The organism is Streptomyces sp. NBC_00322 (assembly GCF_036147535.1).
Taxonomy (GTDB): Bacteria; Actinomycetota; Actinomycetes; order Streptomycetales; family Streptomycetaceae; genus Streptomyces.
In genome coordinates this window covers 2,964,707-2,991,180 of the sequence record NZ_CP108019.1, presented here as the reverse complement: position 1 = coordinate 2,991,180, position 26,474 = coordinate 2,964,707, and the positions used below count along the sequence as shown (strand labels likewise).

At 69.6% G+C, this 26,474-nt stretch carries 20 protein-coding genes; 7 read left to right on the top strand and 13 right to left on the bottom strand.

Annotation, left to right across the window (positions count from 1 at the left end; all coding sequences use genetic code 11):
* The first annotated feature begins 18 nt into the window (after positions 1–18).
* Together OG905_RS13325 and OG905_RS13320 are read left to right on the top strand one after the other, a co-directional pair.
* A complete protein-coding gene (locus OG905_RS13325; protein ID WP_328668182.1) occupies positions 19–3,876 on the top strand; it encodes a hypothetical protein in 3,858 nt (1,285 codons plus the stop codon).
* 4 nt (positions 3,877–3,880) lie between these two features.
* The gene (locus OG905_RS13320; protein ID WP_328668181.1) at positions 3,881–4,111 is read left to right on the top strand and encodes a hypothetical protein; all 231 of its coding nucleotides are present in this window, start codon (positions 3,881–3,883) and stop codon (positions 4,109–4,111) included.
* A gap of 73 nt (positions 4,112–4,184) precedes the next feature.
* Here the strand turns inward: OG905_RS13320 and pyk are convergent, their stop codons facing one another.
* The 3 genes from pyk to pta form a co-directional block, all read right to left on the bottom strand.
* Positions 4,185–5,615: a pyruvate kinase gene (pyk, locus tag OG905_RS13315; protein ID WP_328668180.1), complete on the bottom strand. Its 1,431-nt coding sequence runs from the start codon at positions 5,613–5,615 to the stop codon at positions 4,185–4,187.
* Positions 5,616–5,689: 74 nt separating this feature from the next.
* Positions 5,690–6,916 carry an acetate kinase gene (locus OG905_RS13310; protein ID WP_328668179.1) on the bottom strand — a complete coding sequence of 409 codons (1,227 nt, stop codon included), beginning with the start codon at positions 6,914–6,916 and terminating at the stop codon, positions 5,690–5,692.
* Entirely contained in the window at positions 6,913–8,994 is a 2,082-nt protein-coding gene (gene pta, locus OG905_RS13305; protein WP_328668178.1) for a phosphate acetyltransferase, read from the bottom strand. Before pta ends, OG905_RS13310 begins: the two co-directional genes overlap by 4 nt.
* 346 nt (positions 8,995–9,340) lie before the next feature.
* Between pta and OG905_RS13300 the strand changes: the two genes are divergently transcribed.
* Positions 9,341–10,366 (top strand): ATP-dependent 6-phosphofructokinase, encoded by a 1,026-nt coding sequence (locus tag OG905_RS13300; protein ID WP_328668177.1) that lies wholly within the window; start codon positions 9,341–9,343, stop codon positions 10,364–10,366.
* Positions 10,367–10,436: 70 nt separating this feature from the next.
* Here the strand turns inward: OG905_RS13300 and OG905_RS13295 are convergent, their stop codons facing one another.
* The gene (locus OG905_RS13295; protein ID WP_328668176.1) at positions 10,437–11,075 is read right to left on the bottom strand and encodes an HAD family acid phosphatase; all 639 of its coding nucleotides are present in this window, start codon (positions 11,073–11,075) and stop codon (positions 10,437–10,439) included.
* A 137-nt stretch (positions 11,076–11,212) separates the two neighbouring features.
* Positions 11,213–12,376 carry a DUF3103 family protein gene (locus OG905_RS13290; protein WP_328668175.1) on the bottom strand — a complete coding sequence of 388 codons (1,164 nt, stop codon included), beginning with the start codon at positions 12,374–12,376 and terminating at the stop codon, positions 11,213–11,215.
* Between the two features lie 508 nt (positions 12,377–12,884).
* On the opposite strand from OG905_RS13290, the gene OG905_RS13285 reads away from it, so the two are divergent.
* Entirely contained in the window at positions 12,885–13,319 is a 435-nt protein-coding gene (locus OG905_RS13285; RefSeq protein ID WP_328668174.1) for a VOC family protein, read from the top strand.
* 16 nt (positions 13,320–13,335) lie between these two features.
* Here OG905_RS13285 and OG905_RS13280 read toward each other — a convergent pair whose 3' ends face one another.
* From OG905_RS13280 to OG905_RS13255, 6 genes are all read right to left on the bottom strand, one after another.
* Positions 13,336–13,947 carry an XRE family transcriptional regulator gene (locus tag OG905_RS13280; protein ID WP_328682304.1) on the bottom strand — a complete coding sequence of 204 codons (612 nt, stop codon included), beginning with the start codon at positions 13,945–13,947 and terminating at the stop codon, positions 13,336–13,338.
* 192 nt (positions 13,948–14,139) lie between these two features.
* The gene (locus OG905_RS13275) at positions 14,140–14,964 is read right to left on the bottom strand and encodes a carbohydrate ABC transporter permease (RefSeq protein ID WP_328668173.1); all 825 of its coding nucleotides are present in this window, start codon (positions 14,962–14,964) and stop codon (positions 14,140–14,142) included.
* The gene (locus OG905_RS13270) at positions 14,964–15,830 is read right to left on the bottom strand and encodes a carbohydrate ABC transporter permease (protein ID WP_328668172.1); all 867 of its coding nucleotides are present in this window, start codon (positions 15,828–15,830) and stop codon (positions 14,964–14,966) included. The genes OG905_RS13275 and OG905_RS13270 overlap by 1 nt, the downstream gene beginning before the upstream one ends.
* Entirely contained in the window at positions 15,827–17,185 is a 1,359-nt protein-coding gene (locus OG905_RS13265; RefSeq protein WP_328668171.1) for an ABC transporter substrate-binding protein, read from the bottom strand. The genes OG905_RS13270 and OG905_RS13265 overlap by 4 nt, the downstream gene beginning before the upstream one ends.
* 90 nt (positions 17,186–17,275) lie before the next feature.
* A complete protein-coding gene (locus tag OG905_RS13260) occupies positions 17,276–17,968 on the bottom strand; it encodes a response regulator (RefSeq protein WP_328668170.1) in 693 nt (230 codons plus the stop codon).
* A 325-nt stretch (positions 17,969–18,293) separates the two neighbouring features.
* Complete coding sequence (locus OG905_RS13255) at positions 18,294–19,901, bottom strand: sensor histidine kinase (protein ID WP_328668169.1); 1,608 nt, start codon at positions 19,899–19,901, stop codon at positions 18,294–18,296.
* A 123-nt stretch (positions 19,902–20,024) separates the two neighbouring features.
* Between OG905_RS13255 and OG905_RS13250 the strand changes: the two genes are divergently transcribed.
* Positions 20,025–21,392 (top strand): cation:dicarboxylate symporter family transporter, encoded by a 1,368-nt coding sequence (locus OG905_RS13250; protein WP_328668168.1) that lies wholly within the window; start codon positions 20,025–20,027, stop codon positions 21,390–21,392.
* Positions 21,393–21,499: 107 nt separating this feature from the next.
* Positions 21,500–21,967, top strand: coding sequence for a protein-tyrosine phosphatase family protein (locus OG905_RS13245; RefSeq protein WP_443043934.1), 468 nt, complete (start codon positions 21,500–21,502; stop codon positions 21,965–21,967).
* Positions 21,968–21,994: 27 nt separating this feature from the next.
* Here OG905_RS13245 and OG905_RS13240 read toward each other — a convergent pair whose 3' ends face one another.
* Both OG905_RS13240 and OG905_RS13235 read right to left on the bottom strand, forming a co-directional pair.
* Positions 21,995–22,966: a DUF1996 domain-containing protein gene (locus OG905_RS13240; RefSeq protein ID WP_328668167.1), complete on the bottom strand. Its 972-nt coding sequence runs from the start codon at positions 22,964–22,966 to the stop codon at positions 21,995–21,997.
* A 19-nt stretch (positions 22,967–22,985) separates the two neighbouring features.
* Positions 22,986–24,455, bottom strand: a complete 1,470-nt coding sequence (locus OG905_RS13235) for a glycoside hydrolase family 16 protein (protein WP_328668166.1) — start codon at positions 24,453–24,455, stop codon at positions 22,986–22,988.
* A gap of 457 nt (positions 24,456–24,912) precedes the next feature.
* On the opposite strand from OG905_RS13235, the gene OG905_RS13225 reads away from it, so the two are divergent.
* Complete coding sequence (locus OG905_RS13225; protein ID WP_328668165.1) at positions 24,913–26,463, top strand: hypothetical protein; 1,551 nt, start codon at positions 24,913–24,915, stop codon at positions 26,461–26,463.
* Positions 26,464–26,474: the final 11 nt, after the last annotated feature.

Sequence of the window (26,474 nt, the reverse complement as noted above, 5' to 3'; positions counted from 1 at the left end):
CAGGACGGCTGAACTGGCATGAGCAGCAACGCACATCTGCCCAGACGCCGAAGAGTCGGCAGATGGTCTGGACTTCTGGCCGCAACGGCCCTGGCCACATCGCTGGCCGTCACTGTTTCCGGCAGCGGGCTGCAGACCCCGCCCGCCGCTATCGACTTCCTCAACGCCGCCGCCACCGGCACCGCGGACGTCCCCGAGGAGTTCAACCTGGAAGAGGCGGCCAAGGTCCGCCAGGACCAGTGCCGCCTCAACTACATCCTGCGCAAGGGCGGCGCAGAGATGAAGGCGGTCGCCCGCGGGGGCCTGGCCGGAACCGACGAGCAGCTGCACGCAGCTGCAGCTTCGAACTACTGGGACCCCACCCCGCTCTCCGCCGCGTACGACAAGGACCACCAGAGGTCCCACGACAAGCTGCTCGAGCTCAACGAAGAGCGCCAGAAGGCCTGGCAGGAACAGCTCAGCAGCTTCCCCGGGTTCTGGGACGTCCCGGGCTACGACTATGAGCCGCCGGGTAACCCGGGCGACGACGAGGACAAGCTCTTCGTGCAGACCGGCCTCAGCGGTTGGATCGCCGATCAGTTCTGGACCTCGGAGGGTGACTTCTATGAGGACATGACGCCTCCGGCGAGCAAGGAGTCCGCCGACGCGGTCACCGATATCGCCACCAAGCGGTACTACCCGGAGACGTACGAGACCTACGAGGACCGCAAGGCGTGGGAGGGCATGACGTTCATGCACCCCATGTACGCCGACGACGCGCGGATCTTCCTGCAGAACGGGGGGTTCCCGACCAGCGCACCCGATCCCGACTCGATGGAGTTCCGGATCGACGTCGAAAACCTCAAAGCACGTTTCGCCTCGTGCGCCAGCCACAACCCGGACGACCCGCACAAGGTCCTCGGCGCCGAGGCGGCCACCGCTTCCGTCGAGTGGCAGAACGAGCTCGCTGGCCAGAAGGCCCAGCGTGAGGTGATCATGACCGCCGAGGCGCAGGCCAACAAGGCCTTGCAGACGGCGTCCCAGGCCATGGGTGAGGCCCTCGGCCAGTCGATGATCGCCAGTCGCCTCACGCAGTGGCGGGCGTACTGGACGACGCAGGACCCTGCCAAGAACACCGACTACCCGACGGCGGCCACGCTCGCCGAGGTGAACAAGCGGATCCTCAACGCGCAGGCGCGCGCCACCGGTCGGCTCTACGTCACCTCCCGCGCCGTGGTCGACGCCAAGGCCCAGGAAGCGAAGGTCGACAAAGCCCAGGCCGAGGCGTACGCAATCGCCGATGCGGCCGGTCAGCCGCGCGGCCGAGGTGTGATGTACGGGCAACAGGCGGCCCAGATCACCAAGGCCTCCGTCGCCGCCACGGTGGCCGCGGCCAAGGCCACGGAGACCGCGCTGAACGCCACGCGTGCGTCTGCCGCCGATGCCAAGACCCTCAACGCGCTGGCGATGACCCAGGCGCACGCCGCCAAGGCGGAGTTCCGCCGCAAGGCCGCAGAGGAGGCCGCCGCCCAGGCGAAGGCCGCCGCGGACGGTGCCGCCGCGCAGGCGGTCAAGGCCGCCGAGAACGCCTCCAAGGCGAAGGCTGCCCAGCTCAAGGCTGCGGCTGCGGAGCAGACCGCGAAGACCGCGGCCGCAGACGCTGCCGCCAAGCGAGCCAAGGCAGAGGCCGAGCGCGACTACGCCAAGTCCCAGAAGGAGCTTGCGGAGTCCGAGCGCGGCAAGGCTGCGGCTGCTGAGACAAAAGCCCAGTCCGAGCGGCAGGTTGCGGCGGACCAGCTGGCTGCGGCGCAGAGCGCCGGAACCACCGCGGCGACCAAGAAGAACGAGGCACTTTCATCTGAGGGCGACGCGGTCAAGGCTCGCGACCGGGCCCTCGCGGCAGAGAGGAACCGGGACGCCCTCAACGCACGGGCTGCTGCTCTCGAGGCCCAGGCAGCGGCCGACGAGGGCACCTCGGCGGCGGAGGCCTCCCGTGCGGCGGCCACCCAGGCTCGTACCGCTGCGAACAACGCGACGACCGCGGCCACATCGGCCCGTACTGCGGCCAATGAGGCCACCACAGCGGCGTCCAACGCCCGTGCGGCAGCGACCCGTGCCGACGCGGCGGCTGAGCGAGCCCAGTCGGCGGCGGACGCGGCCAAGCGGGACGTGGCCATCACCGAGGCTGCGGTGAAGAAGGCGCACGCGGCAGCGGCCGACGCCATCGACGCGGCGGATGCGGCGAAGTGGAACGCCATCACCGCGAAGGCGGAGGCAGAGACCGCCAAGCAGAAGGCCGCGGAGGCCAAGGGCCATGCGGTTGTGGCCCGTTCGGAGGCCGTCCTGGCCGGGGCCGACGCAATCCGTTCCGCGGGCTACGCGTACGCCACCGCGCAGGCGGCCACGGCCGCCCGTGACTCGGCGGCGCAGGTCGTCAAGCCGGCCAACGACGCCATCGAGCTGGGCTCCCCGTACAAGGAGACCGACTCCTCGGCGGGTCTGGCCGTACTGACCGGGCAGGCCGCGAAGACCGCGGCCGAGCAGCAGGCAGCGGTGGCGAAGGCCAAGTCCGAGCAGGCTGCTAAGGCCGCGGCTCTGGCTAAGGAGCTGGCCGCGAAGGCAAGCGTGGACGCGAAGGCGGCTGCGGAGGCGGCAGCCAGTGCCGCGGACTCTGCGGCGAGTGCCGCAAAGTCGGCGGAGCAGGCCCAGGCCTCTGCCAGTGCGGCGGATGCCTCGGCCAAGGCAGCGAAGAAGTCCGAGGCCAACACCGTCGCGTACAACCAGCAGGCCACGGAGGACGCCGAGGCCGCACAAGGCGCGGCCGACTCAGCGGGCAGTTACGCCTCGCAGGCCGACACCGCGGCGACGGACGCCGAGCGGGATGCCGCATCGGCCCGCAGCGCGGCCACCGCTGCGGAGACCGACGCGAGCACCGCACGTGGTGTAGCTGACCAGGCGGAGCGGGACGCGACCACGGCGGAGGCCTCGGCGGCACGGGCCCAGGATGCTGCGGACGAGGCGCAGGCCGCGGCCAGCCGCACCGAGGAGGACAAGCGCGACGAGAAGCAAATCGAGACGGCGAGCACGACAGGCCCGGCGGGCGCCCCTGAGGTGATGGGAGTCCCGTACGGGGTCACGGCCACGGCAGAGTCCGATGGTCTGTGCACTGGAACGAACGGCTGCGACTACACAGTCGACTACCACGTCACCGGCACGATGCTGTACTTCGTCGTCCTGTGCGCCTTCCCGGACACGCCGCTTGCGCAGTGCGCCGGCGATCTGGAAGTGCAGTACGTCGACTCTGCGCCGATCAACATCACTGAGACGCGCAAGGTCCACATCGACGGCTTCGAGCTGACCAAGTCCATGCTCGAAGGCTTCGCCAAGGGCATGGTCAAGGACTTCACGGACTGCTGGGACGGCAAGGTCACGGGCTGCCTCTGGGCGGCGGCGATCGTGGCCCCGGCGGTGATCGGTGTGGCCGCCAAGCTGGTCAGGGGAATCCGGACCGCGGCCGTGGCCGGCTCGGGCATGACCGAGGCCGTGGCGGCGGCGAGGGATGCGGGCATGGCGGCCGACGCCACGACAGGTGCCGTTCGCACCGCGTCGACGGCCGCAGCGGTCGCGCCGGAACTCGAAGCCGTGAACGCCGTGGCGCGAGCGCATGGTTATGCCAATGCCAGTGGACTCGGTAAGGGCATCCTGTGGGCGAACAAGGTCGACAACCTGAACTACATGAATCCCGCGCACGTCGCCAAGGTCAAGCAGGCCGGGTTCACCAAGAGCCAGGTCGAGACCGTGTTCAAGTACTACGACAAGGTCCGCAAGGTGACGCCGCAGAACCCGAGCGCGGGTCCCCGTGCTGATCTCATGGCGTACATCCTGAAGAACTGGTAGGCAGATGAGATTCCGAGTATCGGCAGTGGATGCGCCGCTCACCGTTCAGTTCGAACCGTCGGGGATGGAGTACGAACTGTCCCCCGGGGAGTACATGGATGTCGAGTTGCCGCCGGTCGCCCTCAGTGAGATCGCGGGTGACGTCGACTACGGGCCCGGCATGGTGACCGTCTCGGCACGAGGCCGCGGGTTCGCCCGCGCCTGGAATGCGGAGGGCATCGAGGTCACCACCTGACACGAACAGGACGAGGGCGGTACCCCGGACCAGTCCGGGGTACCGCCCTCGCCAACTCTGCAGGCGCGTGCGACTACTTCGCGTCCACCCCGCCCAAGTGATGCACCCGCACCATGTTCGTCGTCCCCGGCACGCCCGGCGGGGAGCCCGCCGTGATGATCATGATGTCGCCCTCGTTGTACCGCTGGAGCTTCAGCAGTTCCGCGTCCACCAGGTCGACCATCGCGTCCGTCGTCTCCACGAACGGTGCCAGGAAGGACTCCACGCCCCAGCTCAGCGTCAGCTGGTTGCGCGTCGAGGCGTCCGTCGTGAAGGCCAGGATCTGCTGCTCCGCGCGGTAGCGGGACAGCCGGCGGGCCGTGTCGCCGGACTGGGTGAAGGCCACCAGGGACTTGGCGCCCAGGAAGTCCGCGATCTCGCAGGCCGCACGTGCCACCGAGCCGCCCTGGGTGCGGGGCTTCTTGCCCGGGACCAGGGGCTGGAGGCCCTTCGACAGGAGCTCTTCCTCCGCGGCGACGACGATCTTCGACATCGTCTTGACCGTCTCGATCGGGTAAGCGCCGACCGAGGACTCGGCCGACAGCATGACCGCGTCCGCCCCGTCCAGGATCGCGTTCGCGACGTCGGACGCCTCGGCGCGCGTCGGGCGGGAGTTGGTGATCATCGACTCCATCATCTGGGTCGCCACGATCACCGGCTTGGCGTTGCGGCGGCACAGTTCGATGAGGCGCTTCTGCACCATCGGGACCTTCTCGAGCGGGTACTCGACGGCCAGGTCGCCGCGCGCCACCATCACACCGTCGAACGCCATCACGACGTCCGCCATGTTCTCGACGGCCTGCGGCTTCTCGACCTTGGCGATGACCGGGACCCGGCGGCCCTCCTCGTCCATCACCTTGTGGACGTCCTTGACGTCGCTCGCGTCCCGTACGAAGGACAGCGCCACCAGGTCGCAGCCCATACGGAGCGCGAAGCGCAGGTCCTCGACGTCCTTCTCCGAGAGCGCGGGGACGTTGACCGCCGCGCCGGGCAGGTTGATGCCCTTGTGGTCGGAGATGACGCCGCCCTCGACGACGATCGTCTTGACCTCGGGGGCCACGACCTCGACGACCCGCAGCTCGACGTTGCCGTCGTTGATCAGGATCTGGTCGCCCTTGGACACATCGCCCGGGAGGCCCTTGTATGTGGTGCCGCAGATCGACTTGTCGCCGGCGACATCCTCGGTGGTGATGGTGAACTCGTCGCCGCGGACCAGTTCGACCGGCCCCTCGGCGAAGGTTTCCAGACGGATCTTGGGGCCCTGGAGGTCGGCGAGCACGCCCACCGCGTGGCCGGTGTCCTCGGACGCCTTGCGCACGCGGTGGTACCGCTCCTCGTGCTCAGCGTGGGTCCCGTGGCTCATGTTGAAACGGGCCACGTTCATGCCGGCCTCGATGAGCGCTTTCAGCTGCTCGTAGGAGTCGACGGCGGGGCCCAGTGTGCAAACGATTTTGGAACGGCGCATAAGGCGGATCCTATCGGTTTGTTTCGACGCGGAATATTCCGTCTGGTGGAATGTACAAATGGGCGGCGTTCCGCTCAGGCGTTGCCCTCGGCGGAAACGCCTGTGACCAGTGCAAATGTCTGCCGGGCGATCTCCAGCTCCTCATCTGTCGGGACCACGGCCACCACAACTCGGGCATACGGCGCGGAAATAATTCGCGCCTCGTCCGAGCGGGCGGCGTTCCGCTCGGCGTCCAGCACGAGTCCCAGCTCCTCCAGACCCGCGACGGCAGCCTCGCGCACCGGCGCCGCGTTCTCGCCGACCCCGGCCGTGAACGCGATCGCGTCCACCCTGCCGAGTACCGCGTAATAGGCGCCTATGTACTTCTTCAGTCGGTGAATGTAGATGTCGAAGGCGAGCCGCGCGCGCTCGTCGCCCTCCTCGATCCGGCGGCGGATCTCCCGCATGTCGTTGTCGCCGCACAGCCCCACCAAACCGCTTCTCTTGTTGAGCAGTTCGTCGATGTCGTCCACCGACATTCCCGCGACCCGCTTGAGGTGGAACGTAACCGCGGGGTCAATGTCACCGGAGCGGGTGCCCATCACCAGACCCTCCAGCGGTGTCAGCCCCATCGAGGTGTCCACGCACCGCCCGCCCGCCACCGCCGAGGCGGACGCGCCGTTGCCCAGGTGCAGCACGATGACGTTCACCTCGGAGGGGTCCTTGCCCAGCAGGGCCGCCGTCCTGCGCGAGACGTACGCGTGCGAGGTGCCGTGGAAGCCGTAGCGGCGGATCCGGTGGGCGTCCGCCGTCTCCACGTCGATCGCGTAGCGCGCCGCCGACTCCGGCATCGTCGTGTGGAAGGCGGTGTCGAAGACCGCGACCTGCGGCAGGTCCGGTCGCAGCGCCTGGGCGGTACGGATTCCGGTGAGGTTGGCCGGGTTGTGCAGCGGCGCCACCGGGACCAGCCGCTCGATCTCCGCCATCACCTCGTCGGTGATCACGGTCGGCGCGGTGAACTTCAGCCCGCCGTGGACAACCCGGTGACCGATCGCCGCCAGCTCGGGGGAGTCCAGGCCGAGTCCGTCCTGTGCCAGCTCCTCGGCGACCGCCTTCAGCGCCGTGTCGTGGTCGGCGATCGGGCCGCTGCGCTCGCGCTTCCCGGCGCCGCCGCCGAGCGGGGTGTGCACCAGACGCGAGGTCTCCTCGCCGATCCGCTCGACCAGCCCGACCGCCAGGCGCGAGCTGTCCCGCATGTCGAGCAGCTGGTACTTCACCGACGAGGAGCCGGAGTTGAGGACGAGAACGCGGGTGGCGGTCATGCCGGGAGCTCCTGACCCTGGGACTGGATGGCGGTGATGGCGACGGTGTTCACGATGTCGCTGACGAGCGCGCCGCGCGACAGATCGTTCACCGGCTTGCGCAGACCCTGCAGCACAGGACCGACGGCCACGGCGCCGGCCGAGCGCTGCACGGCCTTGTAGGTGTTGTTGCCCGTGTTGAGGTCCGGGAAGATCAGCACGGTCGCCCGGCCCGCCACCTCGGACTCCGGCAGCTTCGTCGCCGCGACGGACGGCTCGACGGCCGCGTCGTACTGGATCGGTCCCTCGATCCGTAGATCCGGACGCGACTCGCGCACCAGCTTGGTCGCCTCGCGCACCTTGTCGACGTCCGCGCCCGACCCGGAGGTGCCCGTGGAGTACGAGAGCATCGCGATCCGCGGCTCCACGCCGAAGCGGGCCGCCGTCACCGCCGACTGGATCGCGATGTCCGCGAGCTGCTCGGCGTCCGGGTCCGGGTTGACCGCGCAGTCGCCGTAGACCAGGACCTTGTCGGCCAGGCACATGAAGAAGACGGAGGAGACGATCGAGGCGTCCGGTTTTGTCTTGATGATCTCGAAGGCCGGGCGGATCGTCGCGGCCGTGGAGTGCACGGAACCCGACACCATGCCGTCGGCCAGTCCTTCCTCGACCATCAGCGTGCCGAAGTAGTTCACGTCCGCCACCGCGTCGTACGCCAGGTCCACCGTCATGCCCTTGTGTGCCCTCAGCTGCGCGTACCGCTCGGCGAAGCTCTGGCGCAGCTCGGAGGTGGCCGGGTCGATCAGCTGGGTGGTGCTCAGGTCGATGCCCAGGTCGGCGGCCTTCTTGCGGATGACCTCGGTGTCGCCGAGCAGGGTCAGGTCGCAGACGTCCCTGCGCACGAGGACGTCGGCGGCGCGCAGCACCCGCTCCTCGGTGCCCTCGGGCAGGACGACACGACGGCGGTCGGCACGGGCCTGCTCCAGGAGGTCGTGCTCGAACATCATCGGGGTGACGCGGCCGCTGCGGGCCACCGATATACGGGCCAGGAGGTCGCCGGTGTCGACATGTCGCTCGAAGAGGCCGAGCGCGGTTTCGGCCTTGCGGGGCGTGGAGGCGTTCAACTTGCCTTCGAGGCCGAACAGTTCGGCCGCCGTCGGGAAGCTCATGCCGGGGACCAGGACGACGGGGGTGCCGGGCGCGAGCCGGGAGGCCAGCGTGAGGATCTCCTCGCTCGGCCTCTCGTTGAGCGTCAGCAGTATGCCCGCGATGGGCGGGGTGCCCGCGGAGTGCGCGGCCAGCGCTCCCACCACCAGATCGGCGCGGTCGCCGGGGGTGACCACCATGCAGCCCGGGGTCAGGGCCCTCAGGAAGTTCGGCAGCATCGCACCGCCGAAGACGAAGTCGAGTGCGTCCCTGGCCAGACCGGCGTCGTCGCCGAGGAGGACGGTGGCGCCGAGCGCGTGGGTGATCTGGGCGACCGTGGGAGCCGCGAGCGCCGGCTCGTCGGGAAGGGCGTAACAGGGAACGGGGAGGCGGGCCGCCAGCCGCTCGGCTATGGACTCGCGCTCATCGGGCCGGACCCGGTTGACGACCATGGCGAGGACATTGCAGCCCAGGGCCTCGTACGCGCGGTAGGCATTGCGGGTCTCGGCCCGTACCAACTCGGCGGTCTGGCCCTTGCCGCCGACCACCGGGATCACCGAGGCGCCGAACTCGTTCGCGAGCCGGGCATTGAGCGCCAGCTCGTCGGGGAGCTGGGTGCCCGCGTAGTCCGTGCCGAGGACCAGCACGACCTCGTACGCGCGTGCCACCTGGTGGAAGCGCTCGACGAGCCGCGAGACCAGCTCGTCGGTGCCCTTCTCGGCCTGCAGCGCGGAGGCCTCGTGGTAGTCCATTCCGTATACGGACGCCGGGTCCTGCGAGAGCCGGTAGCGGGCGCGCAGGAGGTCGAAGAGGCGGTCCGGGCGGTCGTGCAGCAGTGGGCGGAAGACGCCCACCCGGTCCACCTGGCGGGTCAGGAGCTCCATGACCCCCAGCTCCACGACCTGCCGGCCGTCCGAGCGGTCGATCCCGGTCACGTACACGCTGCGCGTCACGCGTGCTCTCCCGTCCATGCTGTCGCGTATGAGACGTACGAAAGGTGGTACCTACAAAAAAGCCGCTCAGGGCGGCCTTGCCCTCTTGACAATACCTCCGGCGATAGGTAGGACGCCCGCCGGGCAAGGGTCGGTCGACAGGCCCGCGAGCGGGGTCCGAGTGCCATGCGGCTCAGTGGCTAGGGCCTGTTGTTTGGATCAGGCCGGATCAGTGAGCGTGCGTGCCAGGGCACGCGAACCCGGCAAGATCCGAACGACAGGCCCTGGGAGCGCCGGGCTCCCGGCGCGCGTGGAACAATCGAACCTGGGCTCACATGTATCACTGACGAGCAGGAGACACGGCACGATGCGTATCGGAGTACTCACCGCAGGCGGCGACTGCCCGGGCCTGAACGCAGTGATCCGGTCGGTTGTGCACCGTTCTCTGACCGGCTACGGCGATGAAGTCATCGGTTTCGAGGACGGGTTCAAGGGCCTCCTCGACGGTCACTACCGCCCGCTCGACCTCAACGCCGTCAGCGGCATCCTCGCCCGCGGCGGCACCATCCTCGGCTCCGCCCGCCTGGAGCGCGGCCGGCTGCGTGAAGCCGCTGAGAACGCCGCGGAGTTGGCGAAGCGGTACGGCATCGACGCGCTCATCCCGATCGGCGGCGAGGGCACGCTCACCGCGTCCCGGATGCTCGCCGACGCGGGCATGCCCGTCGTCGGAGTGCCCAAGACCATCGACAACGACATCTCCTCCACCGACCGCACCTTCGGCTTCGACACCGCCGTCACGGTCGCCACCGAGGCCATCGACCGGCTGAAGACCACCGCCGAGTCGCACCAGCGCGTGATGGTCGTCGAGGTGATGGGACGGCATGCGGGCTGGATCGCGCTGGAGTCCGGCATGGCGGGCGGCGCGCACGGCATCTGTCTGCCGGAGCGGCACTTCCAGGTCGAGGACATTGTGAAGATGGTCGAGGAGCGTTTTTCGCGCGGCAAGAAGTTCGCGGTGATCTGCGTCGCGGAGGGCGCGCACCCTGCCGAGGGCTCGATGGCGTACGAGAAGGGCGAGATCGACCAGTTCGGCCATGAGCGCTTCCAGGGCATCGGCAACCGCCTCGCGGCGGAGCTGGAGCACCGGCTCGGCAAGGAGGCCAAGCCGGTCATCCTCGGGCATGTGCAGCGCGGGGGCACGCCCACCGCGTACGACAGGGTGCTCGCGACGCGCTTCGGCTGGCATGCGGTGGAGGCCGTGCACAGCGGTGAGTTCGGCATGATGACGGCGCTGCGTGGCACGGACGTGGTGACGGTGCCGCTGGCGGAGGCGGTCACCCGGCTGAAGACCGTGCCACAGAACCGTATGTACGAGGCGGAGTCGGTCTTCTGAACCGGTGAACGGGCCGTCCGCCGACCGCGGTTGGAGCACGGTCGGCGGACGTGTCTGCCGGTCTTCCGGGTCAGGACAGCTTGCCGTCGTAGTCCGGCAGCTTGAAGGTCCGCTCGGCGTGACCGCCGACCAGGTCGCCGGTGTTGTTGCCGACATTGGCGATGATCGTGTAGCCCTTGGCCTCGATCTCCGCCCGCTTCTCGGTCTTGTACGCGCTGACCTCGCCGAACAGGTCGGGCAGATCGCGTACGTACAGGCCGTCGACCGGGTAGCCGACCTTCTTGAGGTTGTACGAGGTGAGCGAGTAGATGATGCCGGGGCGGGCCGTGACGAAGAAGATGTCCACGCCGCGGGAGTCGGCGTAACGGACCAGGTCGAGCACCGGCCTGAGCGCCGGGGTCGGGTACTCCCAGAAGTAGTGGAAGTCCGTCTCCAGCGAGGTGTTGTCGATGTCCAGGACCATCGCGAGGCGCTGTCCCGAGGCACCGGCCGTGCGCTGCTCGATGTAGGGGCGGGCGGTGGCGACGACCGCGGAGACGTCGCGCTGCCAGGTCGCGTAGTCGACGTCGGCGAGGAGCGGACGGCTGGTGCTCGTCTGCTGCGAGGTGAGGGTGGGGGTCGCGGCGTTCGCTGTGGCGGTCACGGACGAGGTGAGGGCAAGCGCGGCGACCGTCACCGCCGCCCGGGTGGTCCATCTGCGTGCATACATGGGGGGTTCACTCCTGTGGGGTCCGGTTCCGGGCGCGGAAGCGCCAGGACCTCGGCATGATCGCGGCTGACAGTGGACGGAACGATGCGTTCCAGCTACCGGCTAGTAGCTTCGTCGTTACGGAAGGGGGTACGCGGTCAGAACTGCTCGACGAAATACGGCTCGACGGTCATCCAGCCATTGCCCGAGGCGCCTGTGCGACGGCCCTGGTCCTGCTTGGACAGGGAGTACCAGGAGTCCACATAGTCCGGGTCGTCCGTGTACCAGGAGTCCGGAATGGCCGCGAGTACCGCGTCCACCAGGGGTGCGTAGACGCCCTGGTCGGTGAGGGTCAGCAGTGCGCTCGCGATGGCTTGGGCAAGAGCCTTGTAGTTCGTGTCGCCGTCGTCCTCCATCAGGACAACGTCGGCGAGGTTGTACTTGTAGTTGAACCACTTCACGAGGACCTGGTTCGGGTAGTACGTCTTCCCGTCGTCGTCGAGATACGGCATCTGCACCGTGTCGACGCGCGGGACGCCGTCCTGTCCCCAGCCGGTGACGATGGCGTACGTCTCGGCCCCGCCCTTGAACCACGGCTCCTGGTCGTCGGCCACGCCGATGGACGTGATCTTCGTCGTCCAGACGCCGCTCGCGGCTGCCCCGGACGTGCCCTGCGCGACGGGCTTCTGCGGGGCCGGGAGGGCCAGGCCCGCCTTCGCCAGTTCCCGGTCGAGGATGTCCAGGCCGGCCGCGAGAGCCTTGGACGTGTCGATGTCGATGAGATACACGGGCCGGTCCGGCGTCCTGTTCGCATCGAGCTTGTGCGGGTGGCCGGCGCCGTCGTAGGCGGTGACCGACATGCGGTCGTCGTCCTGTGCGGCAGCCGCCACCAACGGCTTCACGCCCTTCGCGAGGCCGGCGCGCATCGAAGGGTCGGCGAGCCTGATACGGAGCAGCGATCCGGTGCCCGCTCCCAGGCCCTTGGCCGCGGCAAGATCCCTGTTGGCTTCGGCGACGGCGCTCTCCATGCGCCGGCCGGCGGGTGCGCCGGCCCGTCGGCTCAGTTCGAGCAGGTCGACCGCTGCGGAGCGAAGAGAGGCGGTACGCAGCTGCGCACTCCAGGGCGCGTCGCCCAGCGAGGCCGCGGTCTTCCGGGCCAGTGCGTCCTGGATCTTTTCGGCCGTGGAGAGAGAGGTGGAGGGGGACGGTGCTCCGGCGCTGGTCCCCGCCGCCGCCTGAGCGGTGGTGACCGGCAGGGCGACTAACGCGAGGGCGGCACAGGCCAGGCCCGCGAGGGCTCGGTGAGTTCTTCGCGTGCTCATGAGGATGAGGCCTCCTGTGATGGCGGACTGCCTTGGGCGTTTCCCAGGGCATGGCGTCTGGGTCGACGCGCGTAACATCCGGCGCGCGCCCCCGATATCGTCATCACGACAGGACTCACGGGTAATGAGTGAATCCTCCACTGCTGGACCCCGAAGAACGGATGTCACATCCCTGGCGCTTCGGCTGGTTCCGTGATCCGACGGGCCGTCAGTCTTCCGACGCTGCCCGGCGGGACCTGGCGACGTGCCCGGCGGGGGTGGCGCCTGCGGGGCTGGATGTGCGGCCGAGCTGCAAGCCGCGTTCACCGTGGCGGAGGGGGTGCTGAAGGCGGCGGGCGAAGGCTTCGCGGGGGCGGTCGGGGTTGCCGGTCCTGGGCTGGTGCTGGGGGCGGGTGACTGACACCGTGGTCGGCGAGCGGCTTGTCCGAGGGCGGTGCGAGGATGGCGGTGTGTTCCGGGAGGCGACCGGGGCGAGGACGTGGGCAGGTTTCGAGCGGTCGGAGGCGGCATGGCCAAGGAATTCCAGGTGACTTACGACTGCGCCGATCCGGGCGCGCAGGCGGCGTTCTGGGCTCAGGCGCTGGGCTATCGCATCCAGCCGCCGCCCGAGGGCTTCCCCGACTGGACGGCTGCGCTGACGGCGTGGGGCGTGCCGCCCGAGCACCACAACGACCGGTCGGCCATCACGGATCCGGACGGCAAGGGGCCGCGGGTGTTCTTCCAGAAGGTCCCGGAGGGAAAGACGGTGAAGAACCGCTTGCACCTGGATGTGCGCGCAGCACCCGGCCTGACCGGGGACGAGCGGATGGCCACGCTGGAGGTGGAGGCCACCAGGCTGGAGGGGCTGGGAGCGAAGCGGCTGAACCGGCTCGAGCCCAATGGCCTGGACGAGGGGATCATCGTGATGACCGACCCGGAGGGAAACGAATTCTGCCTGGATTGAGGGCAGGGTGCAGGACCTAGACCCGCGCCAAGTCCCAGAAGTGGTCCACTATCCGGTCCAGGAAGTCCCGCCCCGGCTCCCCCGTGTCCTTCGTCGTCGCGCCCCACGCGAGTGTCGCCACCATCCGGGACTGGTAGTCGGAGTGCAGTTCCTCGAGCACGCCCTCAAGGTGCTCCCGCCGCATCGGCAGCATCTTGCCCACCGGGCGTACGTACGCCTGCCAGCGCGCCTTCACCGCGTCCCGGAGCAGTTCCGCGAGGTCCGCGTCCCGGCCGGTCGCCGTGAGGAGTTCGCGGGGGCCGAGGCCGAGTACCTCGGAGAGCGCCGCGGTCTGGCGCTCGTTGCCGCGCCAGCGGCCCGAGTCCTCCATCCGCAGATACGAGCCCACGTCCATGCCGACGAGGCGCGCGAGTTCCTCGGGGGCGAGGCTGCGTGCCATCCGGTGCTCGCGCAGGGTGGTCGCCTCGGTGAGCAGATCGTGCGGCGCACACCACAACACCCCCGCGAGCGCGGTCAGTTCGCGCGCGCCGGGGCTGGAGAGCCCCCGCTCCCACTGGACCACGACGTCGGGCGAGACATGGATCCCGTACTGGGCGCGAAGGCCGTAGGCGACATGGCCGGGGGCCATGCCGAGGGCTTCGCGCAGTCGGCGCGCGGCGGGGGCGTTGAAGGGCGGGGACGGGTTGTGGTGCACGCCGACACGCTAGGGGGCCGGAGGGGGCGGCGACTACGGTGCGTTCACCCAGAGCGACTTGTCGTAGGAACGTCCGAGCTGATCGTTACCTCTTGGTAACGTCATGTGACGGTACAGGGCAGCCACTCACCCCTTGACGGCCCCGCCCAGGGCGAAACCGCCGCCCAGCCTGCGGGCGATCAGTACGTACAGCACCAGCACCGGTGCCGAGTACAGGATCGAGAAGGCCGCGAGCTGGCCGTAGATCACCGATCCGTAGTTGCCGAAGAAGGTGAAGATCGAGACGGACGCGGGCATCTGCTCGGGGGACAGGATCAGCATGAACGGTACGAAGAAGTTTCCCCAGAGCTGGATGAAGGTGTAGATCGTCACCACGGTCAGGCCCGGGCCCATCAGGGGCAGTACGACCCTGGTCAGAGTCTGCAGATACGACGCGCCGTCCGTCCACGCGGCCTCCTCCAGGACCACCGGGACGCCGTCCATGAAATTCTTCATCAGCCAGATGGAGAACGGCAGTTGGGAGGTGGCGAGGAAGAGACCGGTGCCGTACATCGTGTCGATCAGATTGACCTGTACGAACAGGCCGTAGACCGGGACCATGACCGCCGTGATCGGCAGACACGTCGTGAACAGGATCGTCAGCAGATACGGGCGGCTGAAGCGCGAACGGTGGCGCGAGAGCGGATACGCGGCGAGCGCGGCGCACACCACCGTCAGCAGCGTCGCACCCCCGCACAGCAGCAGGCTGTTGAGCATCGGCGTGAAGGTGATCTCGTCGGTGAGTACCGCGTCGAAGTTGTCCGCGGTGAACGACGACGGCGCGCGCACCCGCAGGTCCGCCTCAGCGTCCACCGAGGAGAGCACCAGCCACACCAGCGGCAGCGCGAAGGCCGCGGCGGTGCCCAGCAGTGCGCCGTCGGCGGCGAGCCGGGCGCGGGTGGCCCGGCGCATCACACCTCCACCCGCATCAGCCGCAGATAGACGACCGAGAAGAGCGAGCCCACGAGCAGAAGCAGCAGTGCCACCGCCGTGCCGTAGCCGATCAGACTCTTCTGGAACGCCTGGTCGTACATGAACACCGGCAGTGTCTGGCTGCGATTGCCCGGGCCGCCGCGCGTCATCGCCCAGATCAGCCCGAACACCGAGAGCGTGGAGAGCGTGTTCAGCATCAGATTGGTGCCGATCGAACGGCGGATCATCGGCAGCGTGATGTGCCAGATGCGGCGCGGGCCGCTCGCTCCGTCGACCTCGGCCGCCTCCGTGATGTCGCGGGGGATCTCGGCCAGCGCGGCGGAGTAGATCAGCATCGAGAACGCGGTGCCGCGCCAGACGTTCGCGAACGACACCGCCAGGATCGGCAGCGTGAACAGCCAGTTCTGGGACGGCAGATGAAGCCAGTCGAGCAGTGCGTTCAGGGTCCCCTCGCGGCGGAAGAAGGTGTAGAGCAAGAAGGCCGCGACGATCTCCGGCAGCACCCAGGCGGTGATCACCAAGGTGCCCGTAAGGGTACGGACGGGACGGGACGCCGCGCGCATCAGACCCGCGAGAGCCAGCCCCAGCGTGTTCTGGCCGACGATCGCCGAGACGAAGGTGAAGACGAGGGTGAGCCAGACGGCATTGCGGAAGCCGGCGTCGGCGAAAGCCCTGCGGAAGTTGTCCAGGCCGACGAAGTCGGAGCCCGACGCGCCCGTCAGCTGGGTGTCGGTGAACGCGATCCAGACGCAGTAGCCGATCGGTCCCGCCAGGAAGAGCAGCAGCAGGAGCGTGGCGGGGGCGATCGGCACCCACCGCCAGGGCCTCCTTCTCGCGCTGCTCACTTGGTGGTGACCGCGCCGTCGACGATGGTCTTCAGCTGCTCGTCGTACTCCTTCGCCGCGTCCGCCGCCGAGGCGTCGCCCGTCGTCACCTTCTCCATCGCCTCGCCGATCGCCGTCGAGACCTGCGGATAGACCGGCAGCGCGGGACGGTAGTGGGTGTACTGCACAAGAGAGGTGAAGAAGTCGATGCCCGGCATGGACTTCAGATAGCGGGCGTCGGCGGCGACGTCCTTGCGTACGGCGATCTGCGCGTCGACGATCGTCCACTGGACCGCGTTGGCCGGGGTCTGCATGGCCGTGATGAACTCCCAGGCCAGATCAGGGTTCTTGGCCTTCTGCGGGATCGCCCAGGTCCAGCCGCCCGACATGGACACCTTGCCCGGCGCCTGACCGTTCTGCGTCGGCATCGGCGCCTGGCCCAGCTTTTTGTCCCACTGGGGCCACGGCTTGGCGCCCGATGCGAGCCACTGCTGGCCCATCCAGGAACCGTCGAGGTCGATCGCCAGCTTGCCCTCCGGGAGCAGCTCGGTCGCCACCCGCGTGCCGATGTTGGGGTCGAGGGCGTCGGAGACGTCCGGGCCGAGCTTCTCCCCGTACACCGTGCGTACGAAGCCGAGGGCGTCCCGGAAACCCTTGGCGCCCGCGACCCACTTCTTGGCGGACGGGTCGTAGAGGGGGTCGTCGCCGGTGCCGTACAGCAGCATCTCGAAGCCCTGCATCACCGCGGCCTCGCCCGGGCCCTTGCCGGTGTAGACGTTGAGCGGGATGACGCCCGGGACCTTCTTCTTGACCGTCCGGGCCGCGGTCAGGATCTCTTCCCAGTTCTTCGGCTGCCAGTCGGCGGGCAGACCGGCCTTCGCGAAGATCTCCTTGTTGAACCAGAGGCCGCGGGTGTCGGTGCCGTCCGGGATGCCGTACGTCCTGCCGTCCTCCGCCTTGGCCGCGGACTTCGCCGTTTCGACGAACTGGCTCCACTGGTTCCATTTCGGGAGATAGCCATCCAGCGGCTTCAAGTACCCGGCCTTGATGTCGGAGTTGATGCGGAAGGTGTCCTCGTAGACCAGATCCGGCGCGGTCTTGGGGGAGCGCATCATCTGCTGCGCCTTGGTGGCGTAGTCGTTGTCCGGGGCCTGGATCGGGACGAGCTTGACCTTCTTGCCGGGGTGGTCCTTCTCGAACTGCTTCTTCACCGACTCGAGGAAGGTGTCCTTGAAACGGACCTTGTTGTCGGTGGAACGGTTGTAGGCGACCTTGATGGTGTCCGGGTCGCTGCCGGAACTGCCGCCGCAGGCCGTGAGTGAGGCTGCGACGACAGCGGCTAACGGGACGAGGGCGAGTGGGGCGGTGGGGCGCACGGGCACGACCTCCTCGAAGCCACAGGGGCTGCCCGGTGACCGTAGGTCCGGCCCGTCAGCAGGGTCAATCCCCGTGCAGGGCACACCGGTTCAGCGGCTGGAAGTGATCCATCGGTACTGCAGCTCGGGACGCCCGATCTGTCCGTACTGCGGGCTGCGCGCGGCCCTGCCCTCGGTGACCAGGTGCTCCAGATAGCGGCGCGCGGTGATCCGTGAGATGCCGACGGCCGTGCCCGCTTCCGCGGCGGTGAGCCCGGCGGCGGAATCGCGCAGCGTCCGGGTGACCGCGGCGAGCGTGGGCGCGCTGAGGCCCTTGGGGAGCCCGCCGCCCTGGGGCGCGCGCAGGGCGCCGAGCGCCCGGTCCACCTCGTCCTGGCCACTGGCTTCCCCGGCCGCGGCCCGGAACTCGGCGTACCGGGTGAGCCTGTCGCGGAGGGTGGCGAAGGTGAAGGGCTTCAGGACGTACTGGACGACCCCGAGGGACACTCCTTCCCGCACGATCGCGAGGTCGCGGGCGGAGGTCACGGCGATGACGTCGGCGGAGTGGCCGGCGGCGCGCAGGGACCGTAGGAGATGGAGCCCGTGGCCGTCAGGCAGATACAGGTCGAGCAGCAGCAGATCGACCGCGGTCCGCTCCAGGACGCGGACGGCCTCGGACCGGGAGTGCGCGACCCCGGCGACGGCGAACCCGGTGACGCGGCCGACGTAGAGGGCGTGCGCGTCGGCGGCGACGGGGTCGTCTTCGACGACGAGGACGCGGATGGGGGTGGGGGCGTCGGTCATTGGGCCACCTCGCGGGGCGCGGGCCGCGGCCCGGCGGAGCGGGGGGTTTCCGGCGCGGGCGTCCGAGGTGCGGTGCCCTGCGGGGCATTCCCCTCCCCGCCCCTTCCCGAACTGGGGGCAGGCCCCCAGACCCCGTATGCGACCTTCGGCCGCATGTCCTCAAACGCCGGACGGGCTGAATGTGCGGCCCAGCCGCACATTTCAGCCCCGTGGGGGTCCCCCCGGACGAAGTCTGGGGGAGTTTGAGGCGCGGGGGTTCGGGGGCGGAGCCCCAGTTCGGGAAGGGGCGGGTAGGGGACAAGGCCCGCCGCAGGCGTACCCCGGCTCATGCGCGTACCTCCGCAGGTCTCAGCGGCAGGCGTACGGTGAACTCCGCGCCGCCCTCCGGGCCCTCGGCCAAACGCACCGTGCCGCGGCTGCGGTGTGCCGCCTGCCTGACCAGGGCGAGGCCCAGACCGCGGCCCGCGCCGTGCGTGGACCAGCCGCGGCGGAAGACCTCGTCCGCGTCCGCCGGGTCGACTCCCGCGCCCGTGTCGGCGACCCGCAGCAGCAGTTCGTCGTTCTCCGCGCGGGCCGTGACCGTGACCCGGGCGCGCAGCGATCGCGTGGTCCCCGCCTCCGACGCCGCGTCCACCGCGTTGTCGATCAGATTGCCCAGGATCGTCACCAGGTCGCGCGCCGGCAGCGACGGCGGCAGCAGGCCGTCGTCGATACGGCTGTCCTCCGCGAGCACCAGCTCCACACCCCGCTCGTTGGCCTGCGCCGCCTTGCCCAGCAGGAGTGCGGCCAGCACCGGCTCGCCGACCGAGCCGACGACGCGGTCGGTCAGGGCCTGCGCGAGCTCGAGTTCCGCCGTGGCGAACTCGACCGCCTCGTCCGCGCGGCCGAGTTCGATGAGCGAGACGACCGTATGCAGGCGGTTGGCCGCCTCGTGCGCCTGTGAGCGCAGCGCCTGTGTGAAGCCCCGCTCGGAGTCCAACTCGCCCGAGAGCGCCTGGAGTTCGGTGTGATCCCGCAGCGTGACCACCGTCCCGCGCTGCTCGCCCCCGACGACCGGGCTGGTGTTCACGACGATGACCCGGTCCGCGGTCAGATGGACCTCGTCGACCCGGGGCTCGGCCGACAGCAGCGCGCCGGTGAGCGGCGCGGGCAGGCCGAGGCTGTCCACCGGCCGGCCGACCACGTCCTCGTCGAGCCCGAGGAGTTCCCGGGCCCCGTCGTTCACCAGGGCGATCCGCCGCCGTCCGTCGAGCATCACCAGACCCTCGCGCACGGCGTGCAGCGCGGCCTCGTGGTAGTCGTGCATCCGGCTCAGCTCGGCCGCGTTCATGCCGTGCGTATGCCGCCGCAGCCGCGCGTTGATCACGTACGTACCGAGGCCGCCCAGCGCGAGCGCCGCGCCCGCGACCCCGAGCAGCGCGGCGACCTGCTTGCTCACCTGCTCGCTGATCTTCTCGATGGTGATGCCCGCGCTGACGAGCCCGGTGATCTTCCCGTTGTCGTAGACGGGCGCCACCGTCCGTACCGAAGGACCGAGCGTGCCCAGGTGCTTCTCGCTGTAGATCTTGCCCTGCAATGCCTCGTCGATGTTCCCCAGATACGTCTTCCCGATCTCGCCCGGCTCCGGGTGCGTCCAGCGGGTGCCGTCCGGAGCCATGATCACGACGAAGTTGACGCCCGCGTCACGGCGCAGCCGTTCCGTGTACGGCTGGAGCTGCTCCGTCGGATGCGCCGAGCGTGCCGCGGCGACCACCGAGGGCGAGCGCGCGACGGCGGTGGCGGTGGCCCTGGACTGACGGCGTGCGGTCTCCTCCGCCTGGGAGCGGTCGGTGATGTACGTGAAGAGGGCGCAGCCCGCCACGATCGCGGCGACCAGCACGACCTGCATCGCGAAGAGCTGGCCGGCGAGGCTGCGAGGACGGGGTATGCGCATGGACCCAGTCTGCCTGGCCGAAATTGCGTGAACGAAACGAACGTAAGGGTGACCGGGGTCACAGGGTGGGCGATAGTCACGGCATCCATAGGGACATGGATGAATTCGAACAAGGAGGACCCCGTGGCTACAGGAGCCGTCAGGCGGGACCGTACGCACTATCTCTATATCGCCGTGATCATCGCGGTGGTGCTGGGCATCGTCGTGGGCCTGGCAGCCCCTGAGTTCGCAGTCGAGCTCAAGCCGCTCGGCACCGGCTTCGTGAACCTGATCAAGATGATGATCTCGCCGATCATCTTCTGCACGATCGTGCTGGGCATCGGCTCGGTACGCAAGGCCGCCAAGGTCGGCGCCGTCGGCGGCATAGCGCTCGGCTACTTCCTGGCCATGTCGATGGTCGCGCTCGGCATCGGGCTGGTCGTCGGCAACATCCTTCAGCCCGGTGAGGGCCTCGCCCTGACCGACGCGGTCAAGGACGCGGGCCACAGCCAGATCTCGGCCGAGGCCAAGGACACGACGGAATTCCTGCTCGGGATCATCCCGACCACGATCGTCTCCGCCTTCACCGAGGGCGAGGTGCTGCAGACCCTGCTCGTCGCGCTGCTCGCCGGTTTCGCCCTGCAGGCGATGGGCTCGGCCGGTCAGCCGGTGCTGCGCGGTGTCGAGCACATCCAGCGCCTCGTCTTCCGCATCCTCGCCATGGTGATGTGGGCCGCGCCGATCGGCGCGTTCGGCGCGATCGCCGCCGTCACCGGGTCGGCCGGTCTGGACGCGCTCAAGAGCCTCGCCGTACTGATGCTCGGCTTCTATGTGACCTGCTTCCTGTTCGTGTTCATCGTGCTCGGCACGCTGCTGCGCATCGTCGCGGGCGTCAACATCTTCACGCTGTTCAGATACCTGGGTCGTGAGTTCCTGCTGATCCTGTCCACCTCCTCGTCCGAGTCCGCCCTCCCGCGGCTCATCGCGAAGATGGAGCACCTGGGCGTCAGCAAGCCGGTGGTCGGCATCACCGTTCCGACCGGCTACTCCTTCAACCTCGACGGCACCATGATCTACATGACCATGGCCTCGCTCTTCATCGCCGACGCGATGGGCAACCCCATGTCGCTCGGGGAGCAGATCGCGCTGCTGCTCTTCCTCTTCGTCGCCTCCAAGGGCGCGGCGGGTGTCACCGGCGCGGGCCTGGCGACGCTGGCGGGCGGCCTGCAGTCGCACCGTCCCGAACTGGTCGACGGCGTCGGCCTGATCGTCGGCATCGACCGCTTCATGAGCGAGGCGCGCGCCCTGACCAACTTCGCGGGCAATGCGGTGGCGACGGTGCTGGTCGGCACCTGGACGAAGGAGATCGACACGTCGCGGGTGGACGAGGTGCTGGCCGGGCGGATCCCGTTCGACGAGAAGACCCTGCTCGACGATGACACCCGCGGTCAGGTCGGCGACGCGGAGGTGCCGGAGCCGCGCGAGGAGGACGAGGTGCCGGTGAAGGTGTGAGGTCCCTGAGGGCCTGACAGGAGCCGGGACCGGCGCGCAGTGGGCGCCGGTCCAGGCTCTTTCGCAGCCCCGGGCCGGCGCCGGGCGGCAGCGCATACGGTGAGCAGGTGACCGATCCCGATCCAGCGCACGTGCCCGATCCCGCGCACGAGACCTGGCAGCCGGCCGGCCCCGGTGTTCTGCGGCTTCCCTCCGGGCGGCTCGTCCGGGGCAGGGGCCTTCGCCATCCCCTGCCCGCCGGGCCGCTGCCAGCGTACGGCGTCTATCTGCTCGGGAAGCCGCCTCCCCAAGTCCCCTGGGAAGCCCGGTGGTTGCGCTGGCCGGACTTCCGGCTGCCCAGCAGCCCGGATGACGCCCGTGCGGCCCTCGCCGAGGTATGGGAGCGGGCCGCGGACGAACGCGTCGAGATCGCCTGCGGGGGCGGTCGCGGGCGCACCGGTACCGCGCTGGCTTGTATCGCCGTTCTCGACGGGGTTGCGGCCGAGGCGGCGGTGGACTTCGTACGCCGGAACTACGATCCCCGCGCCGTCGAAACCCCCTGGCAGCGCCGCTACGTCCGCCGCTTCCCCGGCTGACGTGAGCGGCGCGCCATGGTGCGGCGGTCATTGCTGGATCGGATTGCCGTCCGTCCCGCAGATGTATCCCGCGACAATGCAGTTGGCCACCCTGCGCTTCAGCTCAGCGTCGTCCCAGGCGTTGAAGAAGTCGCCGTGGAAGGTGTAGCCGGGCTGATCGGTGACATTGACGCCCTTCCTCGTGCCCGCGAGCGTCAGACCGCCCCCGTTGACCGGCCAGGTGATCAGCAGCTCGAGGCGTGGCACGACCACGGGGTGCGAGGCGGGACAGGTCTGCCCCACCGCGTACGCCATATGGTCCCGGTGGTTGGCGCTGTCCAGGTTCTTCCCGTCCCAGCAGGTGGGGAAGTCCAGATAGTTCTCCAGCTTGGTGCCCGGCGGGCAGTTGATGAACTCCCGGCTGGATTCGGGGCGGCCCACGCAACTCCAGCGCGCGGCCGGGTTCTGGTCGGGGGACGTGGCCAGGGCGTTGCCGACGACGTACCGCAGACCCCGCGGATGGGCCACGGCCCGGGTGTGGTCGGTGATGCCCTGGTAGTAGACGGTGACCCGCTCGGGGGCCACGGGGGCTCCGTTCTTGTAGAGGGTGGGGGTCCAGTACGAGGAGAGGTCCACGGTGGGCGTGCAGTTGGTGGTGCCGGCGGCCAGCGACTGGAGCGTCGAGGACGCGCCTGCGGTGTGGTTCCCGTAGAACTCGTGGATGTGCGAGCGGCCCGCCTGGCCGGGGAAGACGATCGGGTCGTCGCCCTGCCGGTGGCTGGAGAAGCAGTCCGCGCGGAATTCGCTGCCGCGCACCGGGGCCGCCGCCTGGGCGACGATCGCGGCTGACTGCTCGGCGGTGAAGGTGTACGCGTGCCCTGAGTGACCGGTGTGTGCCAAACGACCTGCGTGGCTCTTGGCGGTATCGGGCGCCGGTGCGTCGGTTTCCCTCGCGGTCACCCATCCCACCGTCACCAGGAAGATCACGGCGGCGGTGCTCGCGAGCATTCGGCGGAGCATGGTGGGTCCTCCTGATCGGTCAGTCGAAGGGGATGCGTACGACGGACTGGTTGCCGACGCCGAGCGTGCTGGCGCCGTTGCCGATCGCGCTCCAGACCTCGATCCGCACCGTGCCGCCCGCCAGGTCGCCGAGTGCTCCGGTGGCCGACTTGAGGCCTCTGGCCTGGGTGTAGTGCTCATAGCCCGGGAGGGGATCGGTGGCGAAGTAGTTGTACGTCTCCGTCCGGTCCCAGGTGCCGTCGCTCGTACGGTCGTAACTCACCCTGACCTGCTGGCCGTTGGCGACCGTGGAGCCCGCGTCGACGAAGAGGTCGAACTGGGTCGGGCCGCCGTTGTATCTGCGGGTGATCCCGGTCGAGGTGAAGACCTGCGGATTGTGCGGGGTGCCGTCGTAGTTGGCGCCGCCCGCCGAGGCCAGGCTCACCGTCGCGGCCGATGCCGCCGGATCGCCCGCGCCGCCTCCCGTACGCAGATACAGCTGCGAGGAGCCGGACGGCGGCGGGGTGGTGGGCGGCGGAGTGGTGGGCGGGGTGCTCGGGTCTCCCGCACCCTTGGTCCACACGGCGATGTAGTCGACGAGCATCGGGCGGCCGGGGACGGTCGCGGCGGTGGGGGTCTTGCCCGCGAGCGCGTCCGGGAACGCGCCGCCGATCGCGAGGTTCAGCAGGATGAAGTAGCCCGCGTGGCTGGTCATGTTCGCCCAGGTCCCGGCGTCCACGCGGTTCTCGGCGACGCTGTGGAAGAGCTGGCCGTCCACGTACCAGCGCAGCTCATTGGGGGATACGGCGCGGTCCCACTCGAAGCGGTAGGTGTGGAAGGCGGACTGGCAACTGGCCCCGGGGCAGGCGCGGTTGTTGGCTATGCCGCTGGTCTCGTTGCAGGGGCCGCCGGGGTTGACGCCGCAGTGCAGCACGCCCCAGACGGAGTTGATGCCGTTGACGTTCTCCATGATGTCGAACTCGCCGATGGACGGCCAGTTCCAGTAGTTGCCGCGGTAGGGGGAGCCCAGCGCCCAGAACGCGGGCCAGTAGCCGAGCGCGGCCTGCCCGGTGACATTGGGCATCTGGATGCGGCCCTCGATGCGCAGGGTGCCGCCGGCCGGTGCCTTGAAGTCGGCGCGCTTGGTCTCGATACGGCCGGAGGTCCAGTTGCCCGCGCCGTCGCGCAGTGGCGTGATGCGCAGGTTGCCGCCGCCGTCGAGGGAGACGTTGTCGGGGTTGTCGGTGTAGTTCTGGATCTCTCCGGTGCCCCAGTTGCCGGGCCCGCCGGGGTAGGCGTGGCCGAGGTCGATCTGCCAGTTGGCGGCCGAGAGCAGGGTGCGGTTGGCGCCGTTGAAGTCGTCGCTCCACTGGAGGTTCCAGCCGGGCGTGGGGGGTACGTCGCCGCGCGCCTGCCCGGCGCCGGTGACGGCGATGAAGCCGGCGAGGGCGACGGCCAGGGCGACGATGACGGTGAGCAGGGGGGTGCGTCTGATGCGGCTCGTGCTCAAGGAACACCTCCGGGAGGGTGGTGCCGCGGGTCCGTTGAGAGCGCTCTCAGATTGTTTTGTAGATGTAGACAGTGCGGCCGTCAATGGCCGCACACCCTTAACTTCCTGAATGTAGAGGCCAGTTGGTACGCGTGCCTGGTGGGAGGGGGTCGGGCTCGGTCCCCGACCGGAAGCTGTTCATCCGGTGAGTTACGGGAACCGTCGCCTGTGGCGTCCAGGGTCGCGAGGTCCGGCTCGCTCAGGGTCAGGTCCGCGGCGGCTGCCGAGTCGCGGATGCTGTGCGGGCGGACCGAAGCCGGGATGGGGATCACCGTGGGGGAAAGGGGCAGGCGGCCACCGGGTAGCCGCGCGCCCTTACGCCGAATGGCCTCCCCGGTTGCCCGCTCCCCACCCCCGCCGCAGTGTTACCGGCGTACCAGTCCCCTCCCGGCCCGGGGGCTCTCGGCGAGGACTCATCATGCAAGAACGCCTGGCGCTGCACCCGGTGCCTGCCCCCACGCGGAGGCGCCCTCGATGGACGACAGGCGGGCGTCCGCTCCCGTGGCTGCTGACCGTCGCCGGGGTTTTCACCGCCGCTCAGCTGATCCTGGTGGTACCCGGCTCCGGGCTCGGCTGGGACGAGACCGTCTACGTCAGCCAGGTCGGAGGCAATGCCCCGCCCGCGTACTTCAGCGCGCCCCGCGCGCGGGGGATCTCCTATCTCGTCGCTCCGGTGGCCTCCCTGACCGCGTCCACCACCGCGATCCGGGTCTATCTGGCTCTGGTGTCCGGCGGCGGGCTGTTCGCCTGCCTGTGGATCTGGCGAAGGCTGGTGCCCGTCGCTGTGCTCGGCTGCGCGGGCGCACTGTTCTGCTGCCTGTGGATCACGCTCTTCTACGGCCCCCAGGCCATGCCCAACCTGTGGTGCGCGCTCGGGGCCCTGGCCGCCGTCGGCTGGTTCCTGCGAGCCGTGCCCCGTCCCGGGGAACGCAGGGCGGTGATCGGTGTCGGGTCCGCCGTTGCCGTCGTGGTGCTCATGCGCCCTTCCGACGGGTTGTGGCTGGCGCTGCCGCTGGCCGCTTCGGCCCTGCTGGTTCCGGGGTGGCGCCGTCCGGCGGTGTTCGCCGCGGTCGCGATCGGGTTCCTGGTCGGGGCCGTGCCGTGGGTCGTCGAGGCGTACGCGCACTACGGCGGTCTGGGCGCACGGCTCCACCGCGCGAGCGAGATCCAGGGCGGCCTGGGCTGGCACATGGCTGTGGACGACCAGGTGCGGGCGTTGGACGGGCGTTCGCTGTGCCGCCCGTGCGACGTGCCCTGGAAGCATCCGGCGGCGGCCGCATGGTGGTTCGCGCTGCCGGTGCTCACGGCCGCGGGCATCGCGGCGGCGTTCCGCGCGGACCGGGGCTCAGGCTCGTACCCGGGCTCCCGCTCGCACCGAGGCGCAGCCGCTCTGCTGGCGACCTGCACCGCCGCATCGCTCGCGGTGCCGTACCTCTTCCTCATCGACTACGCCGCGCCGCGTTTTCTCCTTCCCGCCTACGCGCTCCTCGCGCTGCCGGTGGCCGAGTGCCTCGTCTTCCTGGCCGTTTTCCTGGTCACCGCCGTCCGGCCGTCACTGCGGCCGGTCGGCGCCGGAGTCCTCGCCCTGGCCCTCACCGGCCACCTCGCGGTCCAGTACGGAGTGCTCAGCCAGATGCTGGACGTCAACCGCTCCCTGCGTACGCACTACTCGGCGATCGCCGCCGGTCTGCACCGGCTGGGCGTCCGCCCGCCCTGCATGGTCAGCGGCCACGATGCCGTCCCCATCGCCTACTACGCGGGATGCACCTCCCGCCAGCCCAGTGGCCATGACGCCAGCATCACGCCCGGCGGCATCGAGGACGCCGCACACCGCATGCCGGTGGCCGTCGTCGTGGCGGGCGGCAATGCTCCACCGCCGTATGCGCGCATCTGGCGGGCCACGGCCCTGCCTCACGTACGCGGCCGGGAAACCTACCGCGTCTACCTGCCGCCGACGCTCTTGCCTTGACGCCGAGGTCA